Genomic DNA, 22,433 nt, shown 5'->3' with positions numbered 1-22,433 from the left:
GCCATTTTTTACTATTAATGATAAAAAACAATCAGGTATTTTCTTTGTGTTAGCTAAAGTAAAAATTTACCTTGGATAGTTTTTAATCATAATTACATAAAAATCAAAACAATAACGCTATTGTTCCTTAGGCAAGATCGCTAAAATCAAAGAAAAAGCCCCTGCTATCTCAAGTAAAATCAGACAAAATTCAGTAAGGAATGCCATGAATTCAAATATTTTCGGTTCCCAACGTCGCGAGCCGCCCAAAAAAGCGCTGGCAATCCGCAAAATAGCGTTTACTGAAATCTATGCACCCGATAATGCCGTTGATGTACAACAGCAAGCGAGCCGCTGTCTATCTTGTGGTAGCCCGTTTTGTGAATGGAAATGCCCACTACATAATCCAATATCAAAGTGGCTCAGTCTTGCTGCTGAAGGGAAAATTATCGAAGCTGCTGAATTATCTCATCATACCAACAGTTTACCTGAAATTTGTGGACGCGTTTGCCCACAAGAAAAACTGTGCGAATTAGCATGTGTACTTAATGATACAACCGGTTCTATCACTATCGGTCATATTGAACGGTATATTAATGATACGGCTTTTGCGATGGGGTGGCGCCCAAACCTTTCCCATATTAACCCCATTAACAAACGTGTCGCCATTGTTGGCGCAGGCCCGGCGGGTCTTTCTTGCGCAGATGTGCTTATTCGAAATGGTGTAAATGTTGTCGTTTTTGATAAACACCCTGAAATAGGGGGGCTACTAACATTTGGTATTCCGTCATTTAAGCTAGAAAAGGAACTGATGGTTCAACGACGGGAAATATTTACAGAAATGGGCATTCAATTTCAATTAAATACCGACGTAGGTACAGATGTCTCTCTAGATGAGCTCATTTGCGATTATGACGCCATTTTTCTTGGTACTGGCACATACCAGGCTATTCGTGGCAACTTACCTGAAAAATCGATCCACGGCGTTTTTGAAGCACTTCCCTATCTAATCGCAAATACGCGCCATTTAATGCAACTTCCCATCTCTAAAGACGAACCCTATGTTAATTTACACTCAAAAAGAGTTATCGTGTTAGGAGGTGGAGATACTGCGATGGATTGTGTACGTACCGCTATTCGTCAAGGCGCAAAGCAGGTTAGCTGTCTTTACCGTAGAGATGAACAAAGTATGCCAGCCTCACAAAAAGAAGTCGCCCATGCGTTAGAAGAAGGCACTCAGTTCCATTTTAATATGCAAGTCACTGAATTTGTCGTTAATGAGCAGCAACAACTAATAGGTGTTTATACCACTCGCACACAAAATGGCGAATTAGAAAATGGTCGTTATCAAGTAGAACTTGTTGAAGATTCAACCTTTTTTATCGAAACCGACACCATAATTGTCGCTTATGGATTTGCTCCTCATAACCAAAGTTGGTTAGAAAAACCGTTAATTAAGCGTGATAAGTATGGTCATATTTTAGCAAATCGTAATAGCCGATTTCCTTTTCAAACTTCTCATGAAAAAGTATTTGCCGGAGGGGACATAATCAGAGGCTCAGATCTTGTTGTGACTGCTGTTGCTGATGGGCGCAATGCTGCCGAAGGTATTTTATTATTTCTAGAAGTTTAATTTCTCATTGATATAAAAAAACAGAGGGTTTTGCCCTCTGTTGATTAATATGCTGTTAACCTGACTAATGGATTATTTGACAACCCTTAATGAAGGCCGACCTTTTGGTGGTCGTGGTGGCTCATCCCCCGATGGCTCATGTGAATTTTCATCCACAGATTCAGCTTCATGAACTAAAGTAATGTTGTCTTCAAGCTCTTCAACTTGTTCAAAACCCGCTGATAACTCTGCATCATACGCAGCTTCAGGCTCGAACATCATTCCAGCCCCATTTTCACGTGCATACACCGCCATAATTGCGGCCATTGGGACATAAACTTGGCGAGGTATTCCACCAAAGCGAGCATTAAAACGCACTTCTTCATTGGTTATTTCAAAATTACCAACAGCTCTTGGCGCAACATTCAATACAATTTGCCCATCACGAGCAAATTCCATAGGAACGTTAACAGCAGGAACGGTGACATCAACCACCAAATGCGGAGTCATATCGTTATCGAGCAACCACTCATAGTGCGCACGTAACAAATAAGGGCGACGTGGTGACATTGCTGTCATTTCCATCATTCTTTTAGCCTCTTGTAGACAAACGCATTTCGCGCTCAGATTCAGTCAACGATGCTAAAAATGCGTCACGTGCAAATACACGTTGCATATACAACTGCAAGTATTTGCTACTAGATGGGTTCAATTCAATACCCAGTACAGGTAAACGCCATAGTAACGGTGCTAAATAGCAATCTACAAGACTAAATTCTTCGCTCATGAAGAATTCCATTTCAGCAAAAACAGGTGAAACCGCGATCAGCTCTTCAGATAGTTGACGGCGGGCATTTGCTGCCTCTTGCGCACTACCGTTCTCTATTTTGCTCATTAATGAATACCAATCGCTTTGAATACGGTGCATCAATTGACGACTCGTCCCACGTGCAACTGGGTAAACAGGCATTAATGGTGGATGAGGAAAACGCTCATCAAGATATTCCATGATAATGTGTGGGTCATAGAGAGTCAGGTCACGATCGACTAATGTTGGAACACTCTGGTATGGGTTGAGATCGATCAGATCTTGAGGCAGATGACCGGGTTCGACATGTTCAATTTCAACACTTACCCCTTTTTCAGCCAGAACAATCCGTACCTGATGGCTAAAAATGTCAGTAGGGCCAGAGAACAATGTCATTACCGAGCGTTTATTAGGAGCGACAGCCATTAAAACCTCCAAAATACAAAATGGACGAAATGTAATTAATTTTTAATTACCCATTACCCATTTTAAAATCCCCTGTGTTTAACTTTCATTTATCCATATTGGAAGTCAACACAACCCTCCCGCACAGTAAAGGCGAGAAATGCGAAATAAAAAAACAGGGGCGTATTCTAACAGATTTTGTACAACTTAGGGGGGCTGCATCGAAAAAATCATAGATTTATTTCATTTTAAAGATTAAAAGCCCAAAGTTTTAGATTTTTAACAATGCAAAATTTAAAAATAAAGAATAAAATCCCTTAAGTTAACTCCAAGGTTTGAGTTGCATTCAATTAAAAAGATCCCAGTACTGCTCACTAATGATTATTTTAAACTAAATTGTTATTTTTCTCTTTAGTTTATATTCGTTCTTTTATAAAGCGTCATAATTAGACACTGTTATCTATCATTAATAATAAAAATGTAAGTAAAACAATAGGCAATAAAAAACCCGCCATTAAGACGGGTTTTTTCATCAATTTTATACCCAAAGGGTAATAAATTAACGTTTGGAGAACTGTGGACGACGACGTGCTTTGCGCAGACCCACTTTTTTACGTTCAACAGAACGCGCATCACGGGTAACGAAACCAGCTTTACGCAGATCAGAACGAAGAGTCTCATCATAAGCCATCAGTGCACGTGTAATACCGTGACGGATTGCGCCTGCCTGACCTGAAATACCGCCACCTTTAACAGTGATGTACAGATCCAGTTTTTCCAACATTTCAACCAATTCTAACGGCTGACGAACTACCATGCGCGCAGTTTCGCGACCAAAGTATTGTTCCAGTGTACGTTGATTGATTGTGATGTTACCGCTACCCGGCTTAATAAAGACACGAGCAGATGAGCTTTTGCGGCGACCAGTGCCGTAGTATTGATTTTCAGCCATTGCTATAATCCCGATTAAATGTCAAGAACTTGCGGTTGTTGAGCCGCGTGGTTGTGCTCATTACCTGCGTAAACTTTCAGTTTACGGTACATTGCACGACCCAGAGGTCCTTTTGGCAACATGCCTTTAACCGCGATTTCAAGCACACGCTCAGGACTGCGAGCAATCATTTCTTCGAAAGTTGCTTGCTTGATTCCACCTACATGGCCAGTATGGCGATAGTAGATTTTGTCTTCGCGTTTATTGCCGGTAACAGCAATTTTTTCTGCATTCAGAACGATGATGTAATCACCAGTATCCACGTGCGGAGTATATTCCGCTTTATGCTTACCGCGCAGACGGCTAGCAATTTCAGTTGCAAGACGGCCTAAAGTTTTGCCATCTGCATCAACAACGTACCAGTCGCGTTTTACGGTCTCTGGTTTAGCTGTAAAAGTTTTCATTAAAACTTACCCAATATTGAAGTTACACGTTGGTGAACACTCATGTTCATAAGCTTTCTGAGGTTCACACGACTCTTTGTCCAGTAAACCTACCCCTTCGAGCAGCCTAACTGGCATTAATGCGTTATTTTTTGGGAAATAAAAAACAACGCTGTAACGTGGGGTCGCAAGATTATAGAGAAGTCAGAAACAAAAATCGACCCCAAATGCATTTTTTTTACGTTTGCTCAAATAAACATCGCATCTTGTGTTTAAATTATGCGATTTAGGCGATTTGTTCGCTAACAACTCAGCTTTATCACTAACCTTAAGTTAAATGCGGTATTTTCAAGTACTCTTCACTTTGCATTTCTTGCAATCGAGATAAGCAACGTTGATATTCGAATGCTAACAATTGCCCCTGATACAACGATTCCATTGGTACTTCAGCATTAATCACTAATTTAACTTTTCGTTCGTAAAACTCATCAATTAACGCTAAAAAACGACGTGCTGGATTTTCGTCTTTTGTTCCCATCACAGGTACATTGTACAACAACACTGTGTGGTAGCAATTTGACAAATAAATATAGTCATTTTGGCTACGAGGCTCTTCACACAATACTTTAAATTCTACCGCTAGCACCCCTTCCGCAGAACGAATCGCTTGCATTTTACGATGATTAACCTCTAAAACTGGATATTCATCCCCTTGCTTACCAGCCAATTTAACAAAAACCTCATCTAAATGCTGACGATTTTGAGCGTTAATCGGGGATAAAAAAAGATGCGCTTGCGTTAAAGTTCTTAAACGGTAATCAATACCTGCATCGACATTCATCACATCGCAGTATTTTTTAATTTGCTCAATAGCAGGTAAAAAACGTGCTCGTTGCAAGCCATTTCGATAGAGATTATCAGGGATGATATTTGAAGTAGCGACAAGCGTGATGCCTCGAGCAAAGAGCCCTTCGAGTAAAGTGCCAAGGATCATAGCATCTGTAATATCTGACACAAAAAATTCATCAAAACACAAGACATCTGTTTGTTTTTTAAACTCATCTGCAATGATATCTAGCGGGTTTTCTTGCCCCTGTAATGCCATTAAATCCTCTTGCACTTTTTTCATAAACCGATGAAAGTGCAAACGCAGTTTACGCGTTCCTGGCAAGCTTTCGTAAAACATGTCCATTAGCCACGTCTTTCCACGCCCCACCCCGCCCCACATATACAACCCTTGGACAGACGCTACAGATACTACGGGTGTTTTGCCTAAAAGACGGCTAAACCGTTGTTTTAAGCCAGATGGTTTATCTTGTGAAGTGAGAGTAGCGGCATTAACAAGCTGCTGATAAATTTTATCTAAGCGTTCTACAGCGAGCTTTTGTACGTCATCTGGCTGGTAATTGCCATCCGCCAGCGCTTGTTGATAACGCATTGTAGGGGTCATCGGTGACATTAACTGAATAATCCTTAAAAAATTTTCGGTTTTTTTACCGTTATTTGATATACACTGCCTTTATTATAACCAGATTCAGTTATCATTTAACTTTCGGTTAACGAATCGCTATAGAGTAAGGAAATTCGAGTTAAGATTCTACTCTAAAGTTGCTACGATTTAATTCGAGACTTGCCGGTTTTATCATCATTTAATCGCCCAATTTACAATATGTTGGGATACTTTACTTGACGTCTACATGCAACTTGAATTATTTAAGGTATAGTAACGGTAACGACGCATAATTTCTGCAGACATTGAATCTGTGAACATTGAAGTAATGAAGGAGTCAGCATGACCTGGGAGTATGCATTAATAGGATTGATTGTTGGTTTTATCATCGGTGCATTAGTTGTGCGCTACGGTAATCCGAAACTTCGCCAACAAAAAACAGCACAAGCTGAATTAGACAAAAAAAGTACTGAACTGGAAGAATACCGCAAAGAACTGGTCAGTCATTTTGCCCGCAGCGCAGAATTATTAGATAAAATGGCGCGTGATTACCGTCAGCTTTATCAACACATGGCACAAAGTTCATCTGAATTAATGCCTGACATGCCGGCACAAGATAACCCATTTAACTATCGTTTAACCGAATCTGAAGCCGATAACGATCAAGCGCCAGTTAAAATGCCACCAAGAGATTACTCAGATGGTGCATCGGGTCTTTTCCGGCCTATTGAAGAGAAAGAAAAGTAAGTTTTTATTTTTTATCACCAGTAAGCTCCACTTACTGGTGATTTCCTACCAAATGCACTAAATTTAGTCGCTTTCCGTGTATCTTTCATGATTAAATTTTTATTTAATAATTCTGAACAAGATTTCCATCCAAATATAATTTAATAATTTATTTACCTACTGTATAGAAGTTATGGTTTCACTTAAGTTGCATGTAAATAGATGTAAAAGAGTGGATATTCGCTACCCGTAAGGGGAACTTTTGCGCATAATCGGTAGTCATAGTCATCAGTAAAATTGAATCTGATACCAACCAATATTATCTCAACGCATTGTGTTTCTTCTAAAATTGTATTCACAATGAGTTGATAATTTATTCTTGAGAGAATCGACTAAATTATGAAAAGAAAAAACTTTTTTCTTACCGCGGTAGCAATGAGCTTAGGGTTATCTTTAGCGGCTATCCCTGCCGTAAGTAGCGCAGCATTACCTGCAACTTTACCTGCAACAGCACAAAGCCAGAACATGCCTAGCTTAGCTCCAATGCTTGAAAAAGTATTGCCTGCTGTAGTTAATATTCACGTGTCAGGTACGCGCGTACAAAACCAACAAATTCCAGAAGAACTTAAATTCTTTTTTGGCCCAAATGTACCACAACAGCAACAAAGCGTACGCCCATTTGAAGGCTTAGGTTCGGGGGTCATTATTGATGCTCAGCAAGGTTATATTTTAACCAATAACCATGTTATTGATGGCGCTGACAAAATTCAAATTCAATTAAACGATGGCCGTGAAATTGCCGTTAACTTAATTGGTAAAGACCCACAAACAGATATCGCGTTATTAAAAATCAGTAATGCAAAAGATATCAAAAATTTAACAGCTGTTAGTATTGCAGACTCCGACAAATTACGTGTGGGTGATTTTGCGGTCGCCGTCGGTAACCCATTTGGTTTAGGCCAAACAGCGACATCAGGCATTATCTCTGCATTAGGCCGTAGCGGTTTAAACCTTGAAGGCCTAGAAAACTTTATCCAAACCGATGCTTCCATTAACCGTGGTAACTCTGGTGGCGCACTCGTTAACCTAAACGGTGAATTAATCGGTATCAATACCGCTATTTTAGCACCTGGCGGCGGTAATATCGGTATCGGCTTCGCAATCCCAAGTAATATGGCGAAAAACCTTAGCGAGCAGTTAATTAAGCATGGTGAAGTAAAACGCGGGATCTTGGGTATCAAAGGTACTGAAATGAACTCCGATATCGCTAAAGCATTCAATATTGATGCACAGCGTGGCGCTTTCGTGAGCGAAGTTTTACCTAAATCATCCGCAGCTAAAGCAGGTATTAAATCCGGTGACGTTCTCGTCTCTGTTGATGGTAAACGTATTAATAGCTTTGCAGAGTTAAGAGCTAAAATCGGTACTAGCCAAATTGGTAAGGAAATTACTATTGGCTTGATTCGCTCAGGTAAACCAATGGAAGTCAAAGTGGTTCTCGAGAACGACGAAGGCTCTGCAACTAAAGCCGAAAAATTGAGTGAATCTTTATTAGGTGCAACGATTTCTAATGCAACGGTAAGCAACACCAAGGGTGTTCAAGTTGATAGCGTCGCACCAAAATCACCGGCGGCTGCCATTGGCTTAGTAAAAGGCGATTTAATCTTTGGTGTCAATGACGCTCGTGTTGAGACGATTGAACAATTCCGTAAGATTATCGATGCTAAACCTCCGGTATTAGCCATGAAAGTTTTGCGTGATGGTGAAACATTATATTTACTGATGAAAAATTAATTCATCAAAAACCATCTGAAAACCAATAAAACAGGTACAGTATCACTCTGCTGTACCTGTTTTTTTATGTTATGCTCTGAACATGTTTAAGCAATAACTAAATATTCTATATCCTATGGTGAAGAAGCTAACTTTATCTGTCATGCTTGGCCTGTTGACTGCATTGATTATTATCATTGCGGTTCCTTCGTTGCGCCCTCAAGGTTTAGCCGACTTATTATATGGTAAAACAAATAGTGAACCCGTCAGCTATAATAAAGCAGTACGCCGCGCTGCACCTGCGGTGGTCTATGTTTATAGCAGTTCAAAAGGCAGCTTTTCCCAATCCGGACGTGAATTAAAATCCCTCGGTTCAGGTGTGATCATGAGCCAAAATGGCTACATCATCACGAATAAACATGTCGTTGATAACCCAGACCAAATTTTAGTGGCTTTACAAGATGGTGCTATTTTTGATGCCCTTCTAGTTGGCTCAGACCCATTGACTGACCTCGCCGTATTAAAAATTGATGCTGATAACTTACCTGTCATTCCAATTAATACGCAACGAGTCACTCATGTTGGTGATGTCGTACTGGCAATTGGAAATCCTTATAACATAGGTCAAACCGTTACTCAGGGGATTATCAGTGCAACAGGTCGCGTTGGATTAAGCTCCACTCGCCGGCAAAACTTTCTTCAAACCGATGCCTCAATCAACTCAGGTAACTCTGGCGGAGCATTAATTAATACCGAAGGTGAGTTAGTCGGCATCAACACGCTTTCTTTCACTGCAGGTCAAGGCATTAGTTCTGAAGGGCTAAGCTTTGCTATTCCTACCGCGCTAGCCACCAAAATCATGGATAAGCTAATTCGTGATGGCCGAGTGATCCGCGGTTATATTGGTATCACCGCACGCGAATTACCTCAAATTAGGTCAAACAACAATAATATCAATCAAATACAAGGCTTGCGAATTTTCCAAGTTGCCCCAAATGGACCCGCGGCTAAGGCAGGTATATTGCAAGGGGATATTATTTTATCGGTTGATGGTAAACCAGCTATTTCAGCCGCAGAAACTATGGATTTAGTTGCAGAAATTCGTCCCGGAAGTAAAACGGCAGTACAGATTTTACGAGATGGCGAAATTAAAAATATTGATGTGATTATCGAAGAAATTCCTGAAGAACAGGCTGGGTAGTCATTAGAAATACACTTGCGTAAAAAAGGTTGTTCGATACCGAACAACCTTTTTTGATTCATCGAATGGGTAAATGAAGCCACCAACCCATTTACCTTATCAAAGTATTAATCATCTGAGTGTACGCGCTGAATATCAGCACCTAAACCACGTAGTTTATCTTCGATATGCTCATAACCACGGTCAATATGATATATACGGTCAACTGTCGTTGTCCCTTCCGCAATACAGCCCGCTATAACTAAACTCGCAGAAGCTCGTAAATCTGTTGCCATCACCTGTGCACTGGTTAATTTTTCAACACCATGACATAACACAGTATTACTTTCAATTTCAGCATGAGCACCCATACGGATTAGCTCAGGGATATGCATAAAACGATTCTCAAAAATCGTTTCAGTGATCATGCCAGCGCCATCAGCAACAAGATTAAGTAAGCTAAACTGTGCTTGCATATCCGTTGGGAACCCTGGGTGTGGTGCCGTACGCAATGTCACTGCTTTCGGGCGTTTGCCTTCCATATCTAGGCTAATCCAGTCATCACCGATTTCAATTTTAGCCCCAGCTTCACGCAATTTAGCTAATACCGCATCTAGAGTGTCTGGACGTGCATTACGACAGATGACTTTGCCGCGCGAAACCGCGGCTGCAATTAAAAATGTTCCCGTTTCAATGCGGTCAGGCAGTACTTTATAAACGCCCCCACCTAAACGTTCAACACCTTCAATAACAATACGATCAGTCCCTGCGCCAGTAATTTTTGCACCAAGAGTATTTAAGAAATTGGCGGTATCTTCAATTTCAGGTTCACGTGCCGCATTTTCAATTGTTGTGGTTCCTTCAGCTAAAGTCGCAGCCGTCATAATAGAGACTGTCGCACCCACACTGACTTTATCCATTACAATGCAAGCACCTTTTAAGCGGCCATCGACCGTTGCTTTGACATAACCATCTTCTAAAACAATCTTTGCGCCTAATTGCTCTAAACCTGAAATATGTAAATCAACTGGACGAGCACCGATAGCACAGCCACCTGGTAAAGAAACTTCACCATGACCAAAACGAGCAACCAATGGCGCCAAAGCCCAAATGGATGCACGCATGGTTTTAACAAGGTCATAAGGTGCACAGTATGTCGTTACAGTACTTGCATCGACGTACACTGAGCCATTGCGTTTTACTTTAGTACCAAGTTGATTCAGTAATTTAATCGTTGTGTCGATATCCCTCAAATGAGGGACATTCTGTATTTCTACTGGCTCTTCAGCCAACAGAGCAGCGAACAGAATTGGTAATGCCGCATTTTTTGCGCCAGATATAGTGACCTCACCCTGTAAACGGGTTGGTCCTTTAACTAAAAACTTATCCATTCAAGTATTCTCGTATGTCGAATTTTACAGTCTGTTCGCTTAGGCTTTGTAATCAAAGGCCACTAAGTTTACGATCGCGCTCCCATTGCGCAGGGGTGTACGCTTTAATAGACAAAGCATGAATGCGGTTATCCGCAATATACTCCATTAAAGGCGCATAAATTGCTTGCTGTTGCTTAACACGGCTCATACCGTCAAACATGTCACCGACCGCGATAACCTGAAAGTGGCTACCATCACCAGTAACAATAGCCTCATTCAGAGACAATTTTTCCATCAATACTTGCTTAATTTCGTTGGTATCCATAATGACTCAATTTATTAATTATTTGTGATTTATAATTTTACTCTAAATAGTGCAAATTGCATGCATAGCGTACAGAGACATCGCAATAAGAACAGTCAGAGCTCAATCCTCTATCCTAAAGGATTAGGCTTAACACTTAAACCAAAGAAAACGCCTCTCGTGCCGAAAAGCACATAGAGGCGCTTATTTTTACATAACTTGACCCAATTTAGGATATTTAACCTAATTGAGGATAATCTCTTGAACCCCGTATAGCTCAATCAATGTATTCAAGTTATCACTGACACCAGTTATATTCAGTGAACGGTTTTTAGCTTGGAATTCACCTTTTAAGCGAACTAGCATCGCCAAGCCTGTTGAGTCAACATGCTTGAGACCAGAAACATCTATATTTTCAATGCGTTCCAGCGATGAGTCTTTTTTATCCCAAAACGACATTAGCGAATCACGGTCTAACGTCCCGGTGAGATAAAGTGTTGTTTCATTGAGTTCCCATGCTAACAACTGACTCATATTACTTTTTCTCTTCTAAAGTAATTGGCGCTTTTGCACTGATTTCTAACTGTTTTGTTAAACCATCGACACCTTGCTTACGTAAAATATCACCCCACTCATTTTGCTTAGTCGTGATCATACTCACGCCTTCTGCAATCATGTCGTAAGCTTGCCAGTAACCTGTTTTGCTATTTTTACGCCATTGGAAATCTAAACGGACAGGAGGACGTCCATTGGTATCAACAATAGTCACGCGAATGGCAACAATGTTTTTATCTCCCAACGGTTGTTCTGGGGCTATTTGATACGTTTGGCCATGGTACATTGCTAAAGCTTGACCATAGACTTGCTCAAGGTAATCTTCAAATGCGTTGAAATAAGCCTCACGCTGTGCTGGAGTTGCCCCTTTATAATAGGTTCCTAACACCAAAGCCCCAGCATATTTAACTTGTACATAAGGTAATAATTCCTCACGAACAATTGTTCTAAGATACTCGGGGTCTTGCTTAATTTTCGGTTGCTCTGATTTCAAGCGGTTAAACGTTTTCGCCGCCGCTTCATCCATTAACTTATAAGGGTTGGTTTGGTCTACTGCCATGGCAAATGGCGCGATTGCCAACATAGCAACCATCATTAAACGTTTAAACATAATTCATTCCTTTATTCTTCAAAGGGAGCATCAAATTACTGCGCAGTTGACTCTGGCTCTGCACCTTGGCTATCACCACTTTTATATAAAAACTGGCCAATTAAGTCTTCTAATACCATAGCCGGCTTAGTATCTTCAAGACGCCCGCCATTTTTTAAGATTGCGATACCTAATTCTTCGTCATCAGGGCCAATATTCATCGCAATATATTGTTCACCCAACAAACCTGACGTCCGAATTGACAGTGAGCTCGAATCAGGAATATTGTCGTACTCACTTAATAAATCAATTTTAACTTCAGGAACATAATTCTTTTTATCTAGCGTGATACTGGCAACTCGCCCAATCACCACACCACCCACTTTGATTGGCGAGCCTTCTTTTAAGCCACCAATATTTTCAAAAGATGCTGAAATTTGATAGGTGGATTGGCTTCCTATCGATTTTAAATCAGCAACTTTTAAACACAAAAAGATAATTGCGGCAATCGCCAGCAACATAAAACAACCAACCCATATTTCACTTTTTTTACTTTGCATGACTTAGTTCCCAAACATCAGTGCGGTAAGTACGAAATCCAGTCCTAAAACAGACAATGACGCATGCACAACTGTTCTAGTTGTCGCTTGGCTTATCCCCTCCGAAGTTGGGATGGCATCATAGCCATTAAATAATGCGATCCAAGTAACTGTGATAGCAAAGACTAAGCTTTTAATCACACAGTTTACTAAATCTAGTCGCCAATCAACGGAAGATTGCATTGAAGCCCAAAAAAAGCCTTCATCAATCCCCTTCCAGTCAACCCCAACTAGTGCGCCACCTAAAATGCCGACAGCAACAAAAATTAGAGATAACAATGGCATACTAATAAAACCAGCCCAAAAACGTGGCGCGATGACACGCCTTAGAGGGTCAACTGCCATCATTTCAAGGCTAGAAATCTGTTCTGTCGCTTTCATTAAGCCAATTTCAGCTGTTAATGCAGAGCCCGCACGGCCAGCAAATAATAATGCGGTTACAACAGGGCCTAGCTCACGTAACAATGAAAGTGCGACCATCATACCTAAGCTAGCTTCAGCACTAAAAGTGGTGAGAACCAAATAGCCTTGTAACCCCAATACCATTCCGATAAATAAACCGGAAACAGCAATGATAAGTAATGATTGCACACCAATGGCGTACAATTGCTTCATCAATAATGGCCATTGTTTACGAAACTCTGGTTTACCGAGTAAGGCGCGAAACAGCATGTAACCTGCTCGACCAAACGCGGAAAATATATCAATCCATCGGCGCCCGAAGCCTGCTATCGCCTTTAATATCATCTTATTTTACCCTAATAAATCAGCCAGATAATCATTGGCGGGAAAACGGAATGGCACAGGCCCATCAGCAATACCATCAAGAAATTGTCGCACACGAGGGTCTTGGTTTTCTCGCAATTCTTCACCCGTTCCCTGAGCAATGACATGCTGCTGCGCAACAATATAAGCATTATCTGCGATACTCAATACCTCTGGAACATCATGGGAAACCACGACACAAGTGACACCCAGTGCTTGATTAAGCTCATCAATCAATTTAACCAAAACACCCATCGTAATGGGATCTTGGCCGACAAAAGGTTCATCAAACATGATTAAATCTGGGTCAAGTGCAATAGCACGCGCTAACGCGGCGCGCCGTGCCATACCCCCTGACAACTCAGATGGCATTAATTGAGCAGCACCACGTAAGCCAACTGCCTCTAGTTTCATCATCACCGTCGTATGGATCAATGATTCTGGCAGGTTAGTGTGCTCACGTAGAGGGAAAGCCACGTTATTAAATACGTTCATATCCGTGAATAACGCCCCGGATTGAAACAGCATGCTCATCTTTTTACGAGACTGATACAGCTTTGAGCGTGACAGCGCTGGAATATTATCGCCATCAAACCAAATTTCACCTTCATTTGGCCGTAATTGCCCACCAATCAAGCGCAGTAATGTGGTTTTACCAATCCCTGATGGCCCCATAATTGCCGTAATTTTTCCACGAGGAACGGTCAGATTAATATTTTCAAATATTTTCCGATTTCCTCGAGTAAAGGACATGTTCCGTACTTCAATTAAATTGTCTGTCTGTGCTTGCATTGTTAAATAACTCGTTATACACCACGCGTAAATATATTTTATCCGTTCAGATGTTACCGAAAGATAAACTGAAAATCGTCAAATATCACAACAAAATAGAATTTATAGTATTATAGCGTCGAAAATATGACTTTTAGTGTTACAACTCTGTTTTTATCTAAGCGAAACAGAGAAAAAACAATATAATTTACTTATAGTCAGCAAAAGCTTTCACTATTAACAGCAGATAGCTCTTAGAATGTTGTGATGTTACCTAGCTTGAGGATACGCGAATTTGCCTATCCATTTTTGGTTCAAGATGCTAATGAAACCGTCTTGTACGTATTAAATTCTACATCGAAGTGCCCAAAAATACTCATTAAGTATAAAACTAACATTAAAAATAGCTTAACTGACAAAATACTTACTGATACCAAGTATTCGTTATACAATTTAATTTCGCTAATCCGATTAACTTAAAAGCTACGCATGGAACTAGAAATGTCAAACTTCGATTTTCAGAAAGTAGGTAAAGAAGTTCTCCATATCGAACACAAAGGTTTAAAAAACCTAGAACAATATATCAATACTGACTTTGACCTCGCTTGCCAGCTTATTTTTAACTGTGAAGGCAAAGTCGTCGTAATGGGAATGGGGAAATCGGGGCATATTGGCCGTAAAATTGCCGCTACACTAGCGAGTACAGGAACACCATCATTTTTTGTTCATCCAGGAGAAGCCAGCCACGGTGACCTTGGGATGATTACTCATAACGATGTTGTGTTAGCCATTTCTAATTCTGGTGAGTCAGGAGAAATTTTAGCCTTACTCCCTGTTTTAAAAAGAATTAAAGTGCCTTTAATCTGTATGACTAACAATCCTGAAAGTAATATGGGAAAATATGCAGATGTTCATTTATGTATCAAAGTCCCTCAAGAAGCCTGTCCATTGGGGCTTGCTCCTACCACGAGTACAACAGCTACACTCGTGATGGGAGATGCATTAGCGATAGCCTTATTAACCGCCCGCGGCTTCACTGCGAATGATTTCGCACTTTCACATCCGGGTGGCGCACTTGGGCGCAAACTTTTACTCCTCGTTCGTGATTTAATGAATACGGGTGATGAAATCCCCCATATTCCTAAAAGTGCGTCTTTACGCGAGGCTTTAGTGGAAATTACCCGCAAGAAACTGGGGATGACCGTTATTTGTGATGATGATATGAATATTGAAGGTATTTTCACTGATGGGGATTTACGCCGTATCTTTGATATGGGAATCGACCTGAATAACGCTAAAATTGCTGATTTAATGACCCCCGGTGGAATTCGAGTATCACCAACCATGTTAGCGGTTGAAGCGCTTAATTTAATGCAATCTCGGCATGTGACTTCGTTATTAGTTGCAAATGATAACAAATTAGTTGGTGTGCTACATATGCATGATCTGCTACAAGCAGGTGTTGTATAACATAAGGAAATACCATGACGTCTACCTTGTTGGAAACCTGCTATGGCCCTGTTGCCAATACTGTTTTAACCAAAGCAGAAAAAATCAAATTATTGATCTGCGATGTTGATGGTGTCATGTCTGATGGCTTGGTCTATATGGGAAATAATGGCGAAGAACTCAAAGCCTTTAATGTCCGTGACGGCTATGGAGTACGTTGCTTATTAACTTCCGGTATTGAGGTCGCCATCATTACAGGAAGAAAAGCGAAGCTTCTTGAAGATAGGGCTCAAACATTAGGCATTACATATCTTTACCAAGGTCAAAGCGATAAGCTTTTGGCGTATCACGAACTGTTAGATACACTACAATTATCAGCTGAAGAAATAGCTTATATTGGGGACGATCTGATTGACTGGCCTGTTATGGCCAAAGTAGGCTTATCCGTCGCGGTCGCGGATGCCCATCCTTTGTTATTACCGCGAGCGGATTATGTGACTCGCATTGGCGGAGGAAAAGGCGCAGTCCGCGAACTTTGTGACCTTATTTTGCTTTCTCAAGGCAAACTGGAAGAAGCAAAAGGTTTATCAATATAACGAATAGATTGAATTCATGAGCAATGCGAAGAAGTGGTTAATTATTATTTTATCCTTGGTTGTATTAGGGCTTATCGGTTGGAATTTAGCGGGTAGTGATTCTGACAACCCAGAGGATAAAGTAATTAATGATGGGCAACCTAATTATCAAACTGATGATTCAGTGACTTTTGTCTATAATCCAACGGGTAATTTAGCGTATAAACTCGTTTCAGATAAAATAGATAACTACACTGAAGGAAAAATCACGTGGTTTTCAAAACCGGTTCTAACCACTTATAACGAAGCGGGCGAGCCAACCTGGACGGTTAAGGCTTTCAAGGCCAGGTTAACGAACGATAGAATTCTCTATTTATATAGCGATGTTCAGGTTGATAGCTTGACCAAAGACTCGCAGATCCAACGAATTACAACTGAAAGTGCAGTTGTCAATTTGACAACACAAGACGTTTCATCTGATGATAAAGTGACCATTATTGGACAAGGTCTCAATTCTACCGGTATGAAAATGAAGGGAAACCTTCGTACAAGAACGGCTGAATTAATCGAAGATGTTAAAACTCATTATGTGTTACAACCAGAAGAGCATTAAAATGAATCAAGTAACTAAGAAACGTTTTATTCAAGGAGCTGTTGCCAGTGCAATTTTGGCTCTTAGCCTACCTGCGATGGCATTAAAAAGTGATACGCAGCAGCCAATGACGATTAATTCGGTCAAACAATCTCTTGATTTAGAAAAAAACGTCACCACCTTTACTGATGATGTTGTTATTAAACAAGGTTCTATTGATATCAGAGCCAATAAAGTGGTTGTAACACGTCCAAGTAGTGACTCGGATAAAATTGTGATTGAGGCCTTTGGTACCCCGGTTACCTTTTACCAATTACAGGATGATGGCAAACCGATTAAAGGCCATGCCAGCAAAGCCCGTTATGAGGTCGATAAACAGCTCGTCACCTTAACAGGCAATGCCTATCTTGAGCAATTAGACAGCAATATTCAAGGTGACAAAATTACCTATTTAGTGCCAACGCAGCAAATGGAAGCATTTAGTGATAAAGGCAAACGCGTCACCACTGTAATACTGCCAGCCCAATTGCAAGAAAAAGGCCCTGCAGCGAATAAAAATTCATCAGCAAGTAAGAGTAAATAACTGTTATGGCGACACTAACCGCTGAAAATCTAGCTAAAGCCTATAAAAAACGTAAGGTCGTTGAAGATGTCAGCCTGGAAGTTAAATCAGGTGAAATCGTTGGCTTGTTGGGACCAAACGGTGCCGGTAAAACCACGACCTTTTATATGGTTGTGGGTATTGTTCAGCGGGATGCTGGCAAAATTATGATCGATGGTGAAGATATCAGCCTTCTACCGCTACATGAACGTGCTCGCCGTGGAATTGGCTATCTTCCTCAAGAAGCCTCAATTTTTCGCCGCCTCAGCGTTTATGATAACTTAATGGCTGTGTTAGAAATTCGCGAAGATTTGAGTTCCCAGCAACGTAAAGAACGTGCTGAAGAATTGATGGAAGAATTTAGTATCACCCATCTTCGAGACAGTATGGGGCAGTCGCTATCCGGAGGGGAACGCCGCCGTGTGGAAATTGCGCGTGCACTGGCTGCTAACCCAAAATTTATTTTATTAGACGAACCTTTTGCGGGTGTTGACCCTATTTCCGTCTTAGATATCAAAAAAATCATTCAGCACTTAAGAGATTACGGCCTCGGCGTTTTAATTACCGACCATAATGTGCGGGAAACCTTAGATGTGTGTGAAAGAGCCTATATTGTCAGTCAGGGGCACTTAATTGCTCATGGGTCACCAACCATGATCTTAGAGAACGAACAAGTGAAACGTGTATACTTGGGTGAAGGCTTCCGGTTATAAATTATCGTGTTGTCATTTTTTAGGGAGAATAAAACAGATTCATGAAGCAAAGTTTGCAGCTTAGAGTCAGTCAACAACTTGCAATGACCCCTCAATTGCAGCAAGCTATCCGCTTGTTGCAGCTGTCTACACTTGAGCTTCAGCAAGAAATTCAACTTGCCTTGGAAACCAACCCACTTCTTGAACAAGAAGAGTTAAATTCTGAGTCCGAATCTATTGACTCCCTAAATGAAAATACCGATACCAGTGAACTCGACACCAAAGACGCTCTTGAAAATCATGATATGCCAGATGAGCTCCCTTTAGACGCTGATTGGGATGAAATATATACGGCAGGAACACCGTCAGGGACCAGTAACGATTATAGTTTTGATGAACTACCTGTTTATCAAGGTGAAACAACACAAACGTTGCAAGATTACCTAACGTGGCAAGCTGAACTGACCCCGTTTACTGACACAGACAGGGCAATCGCCACCGCCATTATTGATTCAATAGATGATTCCGGTTATCTGACAACAGCAATTTCTGATATACATGAAGGGATTGATAACCCTGAAATTACCATAGAAGAAGTCATTGCTGTCCTAAAGCGTATTCAGCATTTCGACCCACTGGGTGTTGCAGCACAAGATTTAAAAGAGTGTTTATTAATCCAATTGTCGCTGTATCCTCAGCAAACTGATGGGCTACAAGATGCAAAGCGCATTATTAGTAACCATATTGATTTGCTGGCTAACCGTGATTTTCGCCAGTTGAGTAAATTAACTCGCTTAAAAGAAGATGCACTAAAAACTGCGATAGACCTGATTTTAACGCTGAATCCAAAACCCGGCCAATCCATCAATACTGGGGAATCGGAATACGTCATTCCTGATGTTTTAGTGAAAAAAATTGCTGGGCACTGGCAAGTTGAGTTAAATACAGATAGCATCCCTAAACTAAGTATTAATAACCATTATGCTTCAATGCTAAATAATTCAGCAAATGAAGATGACTCGCAATATATTCGTAGTCATCTGCAAGATGCAAAATGGTTGATTAAAAGCCTTGAGAGTCGCCACGAGACACTCTTAAAAGTCGCGACTTGTATTGTAGAACAGCAGCAAGAATTCTTTGAGCTAGGTGAGGAATACATGAAACCGATGATACTGGCCGATATCGCCTATCAAGTGGACATGCATGAATCAACTATCTCACGAGTAACAACTCAAAAGTTTCTCCATAGCCCACGAGGCATTTTTGAGTTGAAGTATTTTTTCTCCAGCCATGTTAATACGGACACAGGCGGCGAAGCCTCCTCAACCGCAATTCGAGCATTGGTGAAAAAACTGGTTGCTGCTGAAAACCCAGCAAAACCATTGAGTGACAGTAAATTGACGAGTATGCTGGCAGAACAAGGCATTCAAGTCGCTCGCAGAACTGTTGCTAAGTATCGAGAATCGTTATCCATTCCGCCCTCTAACCAGCGTAAGCAGCTGGTTTAATTGATAAAATAAGGAAGATTGTATGGAATTTCAGATTACTGGACACAATATTGAAGTTACTCCTGCATTGCGCGAGACTGTTGAGAAAAAACTCAAAAAATTGGAACAATTGTTTGATCGTATTAATGGTATCCAAGTTGTCTTGAAAGTTGAAAAAGTTCAGCAAATTGCAGAAGCAACCGTGCAAGTCAATGGAGCGGAGCTCCACGCATCAGCGGAAGAAAACGATATGTACGCTGCTATAGATATACTCGTAGACAAACTGTCGCGCCAATTAACCAAACACAAAGAAAAACTGAGACAACATTAATACATTGATGCGGCTTATTAATTAGCCGAATAATGTTTCAAACCAGATGATGGAATACATCATCTGGTTTTGTAGTCCTAAGTGAACAATAAAATGAATAGTGATATAGAAATCCAGTTAAACGTTGTTTTATCATCAGCCTGTACACGTAATAATATTGTGTGCACCAGTAAAAAAAGAGCTTTAGAAATTATTAGTGAGCTGGCTGCCGTTGAATTGGAATTACCTGAAAATACGGTATTTGAAGCGTTATTAACCAGAGAAAAAGTTGGCACAACAGGTATTGGCGGCGGTATTGCCATTCCTCATGGGAAGCTGAACGAAGGTGAAAGTAGCCGTGCTGTCGGTGTCTTTTTACATTTAGAAGAACCGATTGCGTTTGATGCAATTGATAATCAGCCTGTTGACTTGCTTTTCGCTTTACTCGTGCCATCAGACCAATGTAAAACGCACCTGCATACGTTGTCGCTTATCGCCAAAAAACTAGCTGATAAAACGCTCTGTAAACGCCTGCGCAGTGCACAAAGTGATGAAGAGCTATACAGCATAATTACAGAGTAAGTGATAAATTATGTATCTTGCCATATGCAAATGATATTGTTATGGTTTCTAAGTAATATTAATTGGCAAGTACTGCTTTTCAAGAAACACATTATTAGGAAACAAAAGGGAGCAAGCTCATGGTGCTGATGATAGTCAGCGGCCGTTCCGGTTCGGGGAAATCCGTTGCCTTACGTGCGCTGGAAGATATGGGTTTCTATTGCGTAGATAACCTACCGGTTGTATTACTGCCGGAGTTAGCGAATTCACTGGCTGATCGTAATATTTCAGCAGCGGTAAGCATCGACGTGCGTAATATGCCCGACAATCCAGAGATTTTCGAAGAAGCGATTGATAAATTACCATCAACCTTCTCTCCTCAATTATTGTTTCTAGATGCCGACCGTAACACGCTTATACGTCGTTACAGTGACACTCGTCGGTTGCACCCACTTTCAAGTAAAAATCTTTCGCTTGAAAGCGCAATAGATGAGGAAAATGAGCTACTTGAACCTTTACGCTCTCGTGCTGATTTAGTTATTGATACTTCAGAAATGTCCGTTCATGAATTAGCGGAAATGCTAAGAACACGTTTGATGGGCAAACGCGAGCGTGAGCTGACAATGGTGTTTGAATCCTTTGGTTTCAAACATGGTATTCCTATTGATGCCGATTATGTATTCGATGTGCGTTTTTTACCAAACCCACACTGGGATCCGAAATTACGCCCAATGACAGGTCTTGACCGGCCCGTTGCTGCATTCTTAGATAGGCATACTGAAGTCCATAACTTCATCTACCAAACTCGTAGTTATTTAGAGTTATGGCTACCGATGCTAGAAACCAATAATCGTAGCTATTTAACTGTCGCGATTGGCTGTACGGGGGGGAAACACCGTTCAGTATACGTCGCAGAACAACTTGCTGACTATTTCCGTTCCCGTGGTAAAAATGTGCAGTCACGCCACAGAACATTGGAAAAGCGCAAATAACAGCAATGACCGTAAAAGCCACAATAACGCTCAAAAATCGGCTTGGGATGCATGCACGACCCGCCATGTTACTCTATGATTTAGTTAAACAATTTAACTCTAGAGTTATTTTGCGTAATAATAATCAAATTGAGGCGGAGGCCGATAGCGTTATTGCGATGTTGATGTTAGACTCAGAACAAGGCAGTAAGATTGATATCGAGGTTAGCGGTCCGGATGAAAATCAGGCCTTGTCCGCAATTATCAACCTATTCGAAAACAGGTTTGACGAAGAATAGTTGATGAAATGATGAAAAATAGCAGAGTTTCAAGCTAGCTATAGCATATCAATCAGTAGATTTTTATCTAGGCAGGCTTAGAGATCGTGATCATGATCTCTTCCCTTTAAAGCGTATAGCGCCTAATATTTTACACAAACTTATTTCTAGCGACACCCCCTACCTTATGGGTGGGGGGTGTTTGCTTTGTATGTCTCTATTGGAGTGTGGTATGACAAAGCCAACAATTATTATCAATGATTTAGATGCTGAACGTTTAGATGCACTGATGGAACAGCCGGCTTATGCGGGCACACCGGTTGCCGAAGCGCTCAATGATGAACTTGACCGTGCGGATATTCTTAGCCCACAAGAAATTCCTGCCGATGTGGTCACGATGAACAGTACCGTTCGCTTTTTAGATTTAATCAGCAACGAAGAACGCACACGTACCTTAGTTTACCCTGCGTCACTGAAAGATAGTGCGGAGCAACTGTCTGTGATGGCTCCGATTGGTGCAGCCTTGTTGGGCTTGCATGTAAACGATGAAATCAGCTGGGAGCTACCAAACGGTGTTCAAACACGTGTTCGTGTACTTGAAATCGTTTATCAGCCAGAAGCGGCTGGTGAGTTCCACCGTTAATCACGACAACG

27 protein-coding genes are annotated in these 22,433 nt (G+C 41.0%); 15 read left to right on the top strand and 12 right to left on the bottom strand.

Annotation, left to right across the window (positions count from 1 at the left end):
- The first annotated feature begins 205 nt into the window (after positions 1-205).
- Positions 206-1,612 (top strand): FAD-dependent oxidoreductase, encoded by a 1,407-nt coding sequence (locus PSF09_RS12530; protein WP_272683967.1) that lies wholly within the window; start codon positions 206-208, stop codon positions 1,610-1,612.
- A gap of 72 nt (positions 1,613-1,684) precedes the next feature.
- Here the strand turns inward: PSF09_RS12530 and sspB are convergent, their stop codons facing one another.
- The 5 genes from sspB to zapE all read right to left on the bottom strand — a co-directional run bounded on the left by sspB (position 1,685) and on the right by zapE (position 5,637).
- On the bottom strand, positions 1,685-2,176 hold the full coding sequence (gene sspB, locus PSF09_RS12525; RefSeq protein ID WP_210835917.1) for a ClpXP protease specificity-enhancing factor: 492 nt from the start codon (positions 2,174-2,176) through the stop codon (positions 1,685-1,687).
- A 7-nt stretch (positions 2,177-2,183) separates the two neighbouring features.
- A complete protein-coding gene (gene sspA, locus PSF09_RS12520) occupies positions 2,184-2,825 on the bottom strand; it encodes a stringent starvation protein SspA (RefSeq protein ID WP_004908304.1) in 642 nt (213 codons plus the stop codon).
- 538 nt (positions 2,826-3,363) lie between these two features.
- On the bottom strand, positions 3,364-3,756 hold the full coding sequence (rpsI, locus tag PSF09_RS12515; RefSeq protein WP_004258235.1) for a 30S ribosomal protein S9: 393 nt from the start codon (positions 3,754-3,756) through the stop codon (positions 3,364-3,366).
- A gap of 14 nt (positions 3,757-3,770) precedes the next feature.
- Positions 3,771-4,199, bottom strand: coding sequence for a 50S ribosomal protein L13 (gene rplM / locus PSF09_RS12510; protein ID WP_004258237.1), 429 nt, complete (start codon positions 4,197-4,199; stop codon positions 3,771-3,773).
- A gap of 307 nt (positions 4,200-4,506) precedes the next feature.
- Positions 4,507-5,637, bottom strand: coding sequence for a cell division protein ZapE (gene zapE / locus PSF09_RS12505; protein ID WP_272683966.1), 1,131 nt, complete (start codon positions 5,635-5,637; stop codon positions 4,507-4,509).
- 333 nt (positions 5,638-5,970) lie between these two features.
- On the opposite strand from zapE, the gene zapG reads away from it, so the two are divergent.
- The 3 genes from zapG to degS all read left to right on the top strand — a co-directional run bounded on the left by zapG (position 5,971) and on the right by degS (position 9,328).
- On the top strand, positions 5,971-6,375 hold the full coding sequence (zapG, locus tag PSF09_RS12500; RefSeq protein ID WP_004908297.1) for a Z-ring associated protein ZapG: 405 nt from the start codon (positions 5,971-5,973) through the stop codon (positions 6,373-6,375).
- Positions 6,376-6,753: 378 nt separating this feature from the next.
- Positions 6,754-8,148 (top strand): Do family serine endopeptidase, encoded by a 1,395-nt coding sequence (locus tag PSF09_RS12495; RefSeq protein ID WP_198633922.1) that lies wholly within the window; start codon positions 6,754-6,756, stop codon positions 8,146-8,148.
- A gap of 115 nt (positions 8,149-8,263) precedes the next feature.
- Positions 8,264-9,328, top strand: a complete 1,065-nt coding sequence (gene degS / locus PSF09_RS12490) for an outer membrane-stress sensor serine endopeptidase DegS (protein WP_210835956.1) — start codon at positions 8,264-8,266, stop codon at positions 9,326-9,328.
- A 107-nt stretch (positions 9,329-9,435) separates the two neighbouring features.
- Here degS and murA read toward each other — a convergent pair whose 3' ends face one another.
- The 7 genes from murA to mlaF form a co-directional block, all read right to left on the bottom strand.
- Positions 9,436-10,698 carry a UDP-N-acetylglucosamine 1-carboxyvinyltransferase gene (gene murA / locus PSF09_RS12485; RefSeq protein WP_272664344.1) on the bottom strand — a complete coding sequence of 421 codons (1,263 nt, stop codon included), beginning with the start codon at positions 10,696-10,698 and terminating at the stop codon, positions 9,436-9,438.
- Between the two features lie 52 nt (positions 10,699-10,750).
- Positions 10,751-11,005, bottom strand: a complete 255-nt coding sequence (gene ibaG, locus PSF09_RS12480; RefSeq protein WP_004258269.1) for a BolA family iron metabolism protein IbaG — start codon at positions 11,003-11,005, stop codon at positions 10,751-10,753.
- Positions 11,006-11,227: 222 nt separating this feature from the next.
- On the bottom strand, positions 11,228-11,518 hold the full coding sequence (gene mlaB, locus PSF09_RS12475) for a lipid asymmetry maintenance protein MlaB (protein WP_210835954.1): 291 nt from the start codon (positions 11,516-11,518) through the stop codon (positions 11,228-11,230).
- Between the two features lies 1 nt (position 11,519).
- Positions 11,520-12,149, bottom strand: coding sequence for a phospholipid-binding protein MlaC (gene mlaC, locus PSF09_RS12470; protein ID WP_004908281.1), 630 nt, complete (start codon positions 12,147-12,149; stop codon positions 11,520-11,522).
- Between the two features lie 35 nt (positions 12,150-12,184).
- Entirely contained in the window at positions 12,185-12,688 is a 504-nt protein-coding gene (mlaD, locus tag PSF09_RS12465; protein ID WP_102137924.1) for an outer membrane lipid asymmetry maintenance protein MlaD, read from the bottom strand.
- Between the two features lie 3 nt (positions 12,689-12,691).
- On the bottom strand, positions 12,692-13,474 hold the full coding sequence (gene mlaE / locus PSF09_RS12460) for a lipid asymmetry maintenance ABC transporter permease subunit MlaE (RefSeq protein WP_004908276.1): 783 nt from the start codon (positions 13,472-13,474) through the stop codon (positions 12,692-12,694).
- Between the two features lie 6 nt (positions 13,475-13,480).
- Positions 13,481-14,284, bottom strand: a complete 804-nt coding sequence (mlaF, locus tag PSF09_RS12455; protein WP_272683965.1) for a phospholipid ABC transporter ATP-binding protein MlaF — start codon at positions 14,282-14,284, stop codon at positions 13,481-13,483.
- Between the two features lie 480 nt (positions 14,285-14,764).
- Here mlaF and kdsD point away from each other — a divergent pair, with 480 nt between their 5' ends.
- The 11 genes from kdsD to rnk all read left to right on the top strand — a co-directional run bounded on the left by kdsD (position 14,765) and on the right by rnk (position 22,422).
- Complete coding sequence (kdsD, locus tag PSF09_RS12450; RefSeq protein ID WP_272683964.1) at positions 14,765-15,733, top strand: arabinose-5-phosphate isomerase KdsD; 969 nt, start codon at positions 14,765-14,767, stop codon at positions 15,731-15,733.
- 14 nt (positions 15,734-15,747) lie between these two features.
- Positions 15,748-16,308: a 3-deoxy-manno-octulosonate-8-phosphatase KdsC gene (kdsC, locus tag PSF09_RS12445; RefSeq protein ID WP_210835952.1), complete on the top strand. Its 561-nt coding sequence runs from the start codon at positions 15,748-15,750 to the stop codon at positions 16,306-16,308.
- Positions 16,309-16,324: 16 nt separating this feature from the next.
- On the top strand, positions 16,325-16,900 hold the full coding sequence (lptC, locus tag PSF09_RS12440; RefSeq protein ID WP_210835951.1) for an LPS export ABC transporter periplasmic protein LptC: 576 nt from the start codon (positions 16,325-16,327) through the stop codon (positions 16,898-16,900).
- 1 nt (position 16,901) lies between these two features.
- Entirely contained in the window at positions 16,902-17,462 is a 561-nt protein-coding gene (gene lptA, locus PSF09_RS12435; RefSeq protein WP_004908264.1) for a lipopolysaccharide ABC transporter substrate-binding protein LptA, read from the top strand.
- Between the two features lie 5 nt (positions 17,463-17,467).
- The gene (lptB, locus tag PSF09_RS12430; RefSeq protein WP_004908261.1) at positions 17,468-18,193 is read left to right on the top strand and encodes an LPS export ABC transporter ATP-binding protein; all 726 of its coding nucleotides are present in this window, start codon (positions 17,468-17,470) and stop codon (positions 18,191-18,193) included.
- Positions 18,194-18,234: 41 nt separating this feature from the next.
- Entirely contained in the window at positions 18,235-19,680 is a 1,446-nt protein-coding gene (rpoN, locus tag PSF09_RS12425; protein ID WP_272664347.1) for an RNA polymerase factor sigma-54, read from the top strand.
- 22 nt (positions 19,681-19,702) lie between these two features.
- On the top strand, positions 19,703-19,990 hold the full coding sequence (hpf, locus tag PSF09_RS12420) for a ribosome hibernation promoting factor (RefSeq protein ID WP_210835950.1): 288 nt from the start codon (positions 19,703-19,705) through the stop codon (positions 19,988-19,990).
- 93 nt (positions 19,991-20,083) lie between these two features.
- Positions 20,084-20,551 carry a PTS IIA-like nitrogen regulatory protein PtsN gene (ptsN, locus tag PSF09_RS12415; protein WP_004258311.1) on the top strand — a complete coding sequence of 156 codons (468 nt, stop codon included), beginning with the start codon at positions 20,084-20,086 and terminating at the stop codon, positions 20,549-20,551.
- Between the two features lie 119 nt (positions 20,552-20,670).
- Positions 20,671-21,522, top strand: a complete 852-nt coding sequence (rapZ, locus tag PSF09_RS12410) for an RNase adapter RapZ (RefSeq protein ID WP_004258318.1) — start codon at positions 20,671-20,673, stop codon at positions 21,520-21,522.
- Positions 21,523-21,527: 5 nt separating this feature from the next.
- The gene (gene npr / locus PSF09_RS12405) at positions 21,528-21,800 is read left to right on the top strand and encodes a PTS phosphocarrier protein NPr (RefSeq protein ID WP_004258320.1); all 273 of its coding nucleotides are present in this window, start codon (positions 21,528-21,530) and stop codon (positions 21,798-21,800) included.
- 211 nt (positions 21,801-22,011) lie between these two features.
- Entirely contained in the window at positions 22,012-22,422 is a 411-nt protein-coding gene (rnk, locus tag PSF09_RS12400; RefSeq protein WP_004908251.1) for a nucleoside diphosphate kinase regulator, read from the top strand.
- Positions 22,423-22,433 lie beyond the last annotated feature (11 nt).

This window comes from Providencia sp. PROV141 (assembly GCF_028481645.1).
Taxonomy (GTDB): domain Bacteria; phylum Pseudomonadota; class Gammaproteobacteria; order Enterobacterales; family Enterobacteriaceae; genus Providencia; species Providencia rettgeri.
The sequence above is the reverse complement of the archived record's forward strand: the minus strand, read 5'-3'. Positions and strand labels throughout refer to the sequence as shown.

What these genes read in the sequence shown, in the direction of transcription:
- ptsN (WP_004258311.1), top strand. Translation starts at nt 20,084, where the DNA reads ATGAATAGTGATATAGAAATCCAGTTAAACGTTGTTTTATCATCAGCC.
- kdsD (WP_272683964.1), top strand. Translation starts at nt 14,765, where the DNA reads ATGTCAAACTTCGATTTTCAGAAAGTAGGTAAAGAAGTTCTCCATATC.
- rplM (WP_004258237.1), bottom strand. Translation starts at nt 4,199, where the DNA reads ATGAAAACTTTTACAGCTAAACCAGAGACCGTAAAACGCGACTGGTAC.
- mlaB (WP_210835954.1), bottom strand. Translation starts at nt 11,518, where the DNA reads ATGAGTCAGTTGTTAGCATGGGAACTCAATGAAACAACACTTTATCTC.
- zapG (WP_004908297.1), top strand. Translation starts at nt 5,971, where the DNA reads ATGACCTGGGAGTATGCATTAATAGGATTGATTGTTGGTTTTATCATC.
- kdsC (WP_210835952.1), top strand. Translation starts at nt 15,748, where the DNA reads ATGACGTCTACCTTGTTGGAAACCTGCTATGGCCCTGTTGCCAATACT.
- mlaD (WP_102137924.1), bottom strand. Translation starts at nt 12,688, where the DNA reads ATGCAAAGTAAAAAAAGTGAAATATGGGTTGGTTGTTTTATGTTGCTG.
- hpf (WP_210835950.1), top strand. Translation starts at nt 19,703, where the DNA reads ATGGAATTTCAGATTACTGGACACAATATTGAAGTTACTCCTGCATTG.
- mlaF (WP_272683965.1), bottom strand. Translation starts at nt 14,284, where the DNA reads ATGCAAGCACAGACAGACAATTTAATTGAAGTACGGAACATGTCCTTT.
- PSF09_RS12530 (WP_272683967.1), top strand. Translation starts at nt 206, where the DNA reads ATGAATTCAAATATTTTCGGTTCCCAACGTCGCGAGCCGCCCAAAAAA.
- mlaC (WP_004908281.1), bottom strand. Translation starts at nt 12,149, where the DNA reads ATGTTTAAACGTTTAATGATGGTTGCTATGTTGGCAATCGCGCCATTT.
- rpsI (WP_004258235.1), bottom strand. Translation starts at nt 3,756, where the DNA reads ATGGCTGAAAATCAATACTACGGCACTGGTCGCCGCAAAAGCTCATCT.
- npr (WP_004258320.1), top strand. Translation starts at nt 21,528, where the DNA reads ATGACCGTAAAAGCCACAATAACGCTCAAAAATCGGCTTGGGATGCAT.
- lptB (WP_004908261.1), top strand. Translation starts at nt 17,468, where the DNA reads ATGGCGACACTAACCGCTGAAAATCTAGCTAAAGCCTATAAAAAACGT.
- sspA (WP_004908304.1), bottom strand. Translation starts at nt 2,825, where the DNA reads ATGGCTGTCGCTCCTAATAAACGCTCGGTAATGACATTGTTCTCTGGC.
- ibaG (WP_004258269.1), bottom strand. Translation starts at nt 11,005, where the DNA reads ATGGATACCAACGAAATTAAGCAAGTATTGATGGAAAAATTGTCTCTG.
- rnk (WP_004908251.1), top strand. Translation starts at nt 22,012, where the DNA reads ATGACAAAGCCAACAATTATTATCAATGATTTAGATGCTGAACGTTTA.
- lptC (WP_210835951.1), top strand. Translation starts at nt 16,325, where the DNA reads ATGAGCAATGCGAAGAAGTGGTTAATTATTATTTTATCCTTGGTTGTA.
- sspB (WP_210835917.1), bottom strand. Translation starts at nt 2,176, where the DNA reads ATGGAAATGACAGCAATGTCACCACGTCGCCCTTATTTGTTACGTGCG.
- lptA (WP_004908264.1), top strand. Translation starts at nt 16,902, where the DNA reads ATGAATCAAGTAACTAAGAAACGTTTTATTCAAGGAGCTGTTGCCAGT.
- degS (WP_210835956.1), top strand. Translation starts at nt 8,264, where the DNA reads ATGGTGAAGAAGCTAACTTTATCTGTCATGCTTGGCCTGTTGACTGCA.
- rpoN (WP_272664347.1), top strand. Translation starts at nt 18,235, where the DNA reads ATGAAGCAAAGTTTGCAGCTTAGAGTCAGTCAACAACTTGCAATGACC.
- rapZ (WP_004258318.1), top strand. Translation starts at nt 20,671, where the DNA reads ATGGTGCTGATGATAGTCAGCGGCCGTTCCGGTTCGGGGAAATCCGTT.
- murA (WP_272664344.1), bottom strand. Translation starts at nt 10,698, where the DNA reads ATGGATAAGTTTTTAGTTAAAGGACCAACCCGTTTACAGGGTGAGGTC.
- mlaE (WP_004908276.1), bottom strand. Translation starts at nt 13,474, where the DNA reads ATGATATTAAAGGCGATAGCAGGCTTCGGGCGCCGATGGATTGATATA.
- zapE (WP_272683966.1), bottom strand. Translation starts at nt 5,637, where the DNA reads ATGTCACCGATGACCCCTACAATGCGTTATCAACAAGCGCTGGCGGAT.
- PSF09_RS12495 (WP_198633922.1), top strand. Translation starts at nt 6,754, where the DNA reads ATGAAAAGAAAAAACTTTTTTCTTACCGCGGTAGCAATGAGCTTAGGG.